This is a genomic window from Dietzia sp. DQ11-38-2 (genome assembly GCF_014145055.1).
Lineage (GTDB): Bacteria > Actinomycetota > Actinomycetes > Mycobacteriales > Mycobacteriaceae > Dietzia.
In genome coordinates this window covers 1-3270 of record NZ_JAALDW010000337.1, presented here as the reverse complement: position 1 = coordinate 3270, position 3270 = coordinate 1, and the positions used below count along the sequence as shown (strand labels likewise).

5 protein-coding genes are annotated in these 3270 nt (G+C 69.6%); 3 read left to right on the top strand and 2 right to left on the bottom strand.

Annotated elements, in window-relative coordinates; genetic code table 11:
- Positions 1 to 400 (top strand): nitroreductase family protein (locus G6026_RS11745; protein ID WP_182613288.1); only part of this gene is annotated, 400 nt, incomplete at its 5' end.
- Positions 401 to 418: 18 nt separating this feature from the next.
- Here G6026_RS11745 and G6026_RS11740 read toward each other — a convergent pair.
- Positions 419 to 850, bottom strand: a complete 432-nt coding sequence (locus G6026_RS11740; RefSeq protein ID WP_182613287.1) for a universal stress protein — start codon at positions 848 to 850, stop codon at positions 419 to 421.
- Positions 851 to 1093: 243 nt separating this feature from the next.
- Here G6026_RS11740 and G6026_RS11735 point away from each other — a divergent pair, with 243 nt between their 5' ends.
- Both G6026_RS11735 and G6026_RS11730 read left to right on the top strand, forming a co-directional pair.
- Positions 1094 to 1528 (top strand): Hsp20/alpha crystallin family protein, encoded by a 435-nt coding sequence (locus tag G6026_RS11735; RefSeq protein ID WP_107756899.1) that lies wholly within the window; start codon positions 1094 to 1096, stop codon positions 1526 to 1528.
- Positions 1529 to 1598: 70 nt separating this feature from the next.
- On the top strand, positions 1599 to 2765 hold the full coding sequence (locus tag G6026_RS11730; RefSeq protein WP_206682026.1) for an alpha/beta hydrolase: 1167 nt from the start codon (positions 1599 to 1601) through the stop codon (positions 2763 to 2765).
- A 56-nt stretch (positions 2766 to 2821) separates the two neighbouring features.
- On the opposite strand, the gene G6026_RS11725 is transcribed toward G6026_RS11730, so the two are convergent.
- Positions 2822 to 3270 (bottom strand): magnesium transporter (locus tag G6026_RS11725; protein WP_182613285.1); only part of this gene is annotated, 449 nt, incomplete at its 5' end.

Genomic DNA, 3270 nt, shown 5'->3' with positions numbered 1-3270 from the left:
GGCCGGGGGCCACGATGGCGACCCCGGGCGCCACGCCGGCGACCCCGGAAGCCGTGCCGGCGACGCCGAGGACGCGGGCGCGTTCCTCGTCATGGCGACGCCCGGTGACGACCACTTCAGCCATCTCCGTGCTGGTGAGGCGAGCAGCGCGGTGCTCCTGGAGGCCACGTCCTTCGGCTTGTCGACCTGCCCGATCAGCGAGGCGCTGGAGGTGCCGGCGACCCGGCGGGTGTTGCAGCAGTCCGCCATGTCGAGCGGATGCTTCCCCCAGCTCATCATCCGGATGGGGTGGGCGCGGCCGGGCGCGAAGGCCCTACCGCTGACGCCGCGACGGCCGGTGGCGGACATCCTGACGACGATGTCCTCCGGGGTGGCGGCGGCAGCCAGGGCCACGGCCTGATTCAGCCCCGGATCCCGGTCAGTCCTCGTGCATGATGAGGACGGGGCAGTGCGCGTGGGTGGCACAGGCGGAACTCACCGATCCCACAAGAAGCCCGACGAAACCGCCGTGCCCGCGGCTGCCGAGCACGAGCATGTACGCGCCCCTGCTGTGCTCGATCAGCAGGCGCGCCGCGGGCCCCTGCAGGACCGTCTGGCGGAGCCCTTCGGGGGGTGATCCGTCGAACGCGTCGTCGACCGCGGTGGCGAGCAGCTTTGCGGCATCCTCGTCGAGTGTCCAGTCCGCCGAGTAGTAGGCGTCGATCATCGGCGGGTAGTCCCAGGTGGTGATCGCCTCCACCGTCAGGTCCAGGGCGGCGGCGATCTGCGCGCCTCGTCGTAGTGCGGAGAGTGACGGACGGGACCCGTCGACTCCGACGACGATGCGGTCCGGGCTCAGTGCTTTGGTCATGCCGTCATCGTCGTACCGGTACCGGAACCGCCGATAGGGCCGAAAGTCCCGCGGTGAGAGGTCCCCGGGTCGATCGACCCGTCCGACCGTGCGTGTGCCCGTCGGTGGTCGGGCATGCCGGTCGAGTGGACCGTCGAGGTCGGGCCCAATGGCCCTACTCCGCCCCGATCGGCGGGACGACGATGGGTCGTGACCACCCGTCACGATGTTGCGTGATGTCGTCCGAGCAGAAGGAGCACGATCATGGCGGACAACCTGGCACGTTTCGATCCGTTCGCGGGGCTCGACGCCCTGCGGAGGGAGTTCCTGGACAGCGGTCTGTTGGGCACCCTCCGCGGCAGGGCCCCGACCACCGACGTGTACACCGAGGGGGACACGGGGTTGGTGGTGGAGGTCCATCTCCCGAACTTCGAGGAGAAGGACATCTCCGTCGCCGTCGACAAGGGGACGCTGTCCATCCAGGCCGAGCGGCACGAGCGCGACGAGGACAAGTCGCGCAAGTACGTCGTCCGCGAGAGCAGCAGCAGCTTCTTCCGCAGCATCGCGTTGCCCGATCACGCCGATGTCCAGAAGATCACGGCCGACTACGACGACGGTGTCCTCAAGGTCACCGTCCCCCTGGCGGAGATCTCCGCGCCGACGAAGATCCAGATCGGGTCCGGTGGCAGCGCGCCGTAAGTCGCCTGGTCGGGCGCACGGGTGGGTTACCGCGGCGGCCGTTGTCGCGGTCGTCCTCCTGCTCCTTCCTGTGCTCCTGTTGCCCCTCACCACGTCGGTCCCACTATGGGCGTGGCTACCCCTTCTCGTGCTGGGCCTGGGCGGTCTGGTCTGGCTCGTCGCCGCGCGTCGCCGGCGGTGGGTGCGGCCGGCCGCGGTGGGCGTGGTGGCGATCGCGGCGATCGGGTCGGTGCTCGCCTCGCAGACCCTCGCCGTGACGCCGCCGATCACCGGACCGGACGGCGAGCCGGTGCCCGGCAGCATTGCGTCGATGGAGGCGGTGGAGCTGAACGGCAGCGAGCAGTGGATCACCCTGCGCGGCCACGACACGTCAAACCCGGTCCTGCTCAACCTCGGGATGGGCGGCCCGGGCGGCGGCGGGTTCTTCAACTCGCGCGAGTTCCGGCCGCTGGAAGAGCACTTCACGGTGGTGAACTGGGACGAGCCGGGGACGGGCAGGTCGTACGGCGCCGTGCCGTTCGACGAGCTCGACCGGCAGCGGTTCGTCGACGACGCGGCCGCGCTCGCCCGGTACCTGATCGAGCGATTCGGGCAGGAGAGGATCGTGGTCTACGGGGTGTCGTGGTCGAGCATCCTCGGCATCTGGCTGGTGCAGGAGCACCCCGAGCTCTTCCACGCCTTCGTCAGCAGCGGGCAGATGGTCAACACAGGTGAGAACGACCGGATGGGCTACGAGCTGGCGCTGGCGCACCTCGAGGAGCAGGGCGAGACCCGGCGTGCGGACAGGCTCCGCGAGAACGGGCCGCCGCCGTACCACGGCGAGAACGTGGTGCGGCCCTACGTGGACTTCCTCGACGTGCTCAACGAGATCATGGGCACGCCCCGCTACACGCTGGTGGTGCCGCTCCTCGGGTTCTTCGTGCCCGAGTACGGCTACCTCGACACGATCAACCACACCCGCGGATTGATCGACTCGTTCAACGCCGTGTATCCGCAGCTCGAGGACCTGGATTTCGTGGAGCAGGCCCCCGAGCTGGAGGTGCCGGTGTTCTTCTTCGTCGGACGCCACGACGTCAACGCGATGCCGAGCCTGGTGCAGGAGTACTACGACGTACTCGACGCCCCGACCAAGGAGCTGATCTGGCTCGAGGGCGGACACGGTCTGGGCAGCGCGGAGAACACCGACGTGTTCGTCGACGTGATGCTCGAGCAGGTCCGGCCGCTGGCGGTGGCGTGACCCGCCCGTCACCCACCCGGCCCGTCACCCACCCGGCCCGTGACCCACGGGGCGTGTCACACCACGAGGACGGACGCCACCGCGAGGTAGATCGTGACCGTGATGATGTCCTGCAGCACCGTGGCGAGGGGGCCCGAGCCGAAGGCGGGGTCTTTGCCGACCCTGTCGATGAGCCACGGCAGCACCAGCGCGATGACCGTGGCCAGTGAGGCGGCGGCGAGCAGCGCGAGGGCGACCGCCAGCGCCACCGACCAGTCCTGCCAGATCACACCCACCAGGACCAGTGACACCACGCCGAGGACGAGCCCCAGGAGGATCCCGGTGAGGATCTCGCGCCCTGCCACCTGACGTATCCCGACCCCCAGCGAGAGTCCGCGGATGACGAGCGCCTCGGTCTGGGTCCCGATCGCGTCGGCGAGGTAGACCACGCCGGGGACGAAGAACGCGATGAGGACGTGCTCGGCGAGCACGGCCTCGAAGCCGCCCACCACTCCCGCGGCGAGCA

What these genes read in the sequence shown, in the direction of transcription:
- G6026_RS11740 (WP_182613287.1), bottom strand. Translation starts at nt 850, where the DNA reads ATGACCAAAGCACTGAGCCCGGACCGCATCGTCGTCGGAGTCGACGGG.
- G6026_RS11735 (WP_107756899.1), top strand. Translation starts at nt 1,094, where the DNA reads ATGGCGGACAACCTGGCACGTTTCGATCCGTTCGCGGGGCTCGACGCC.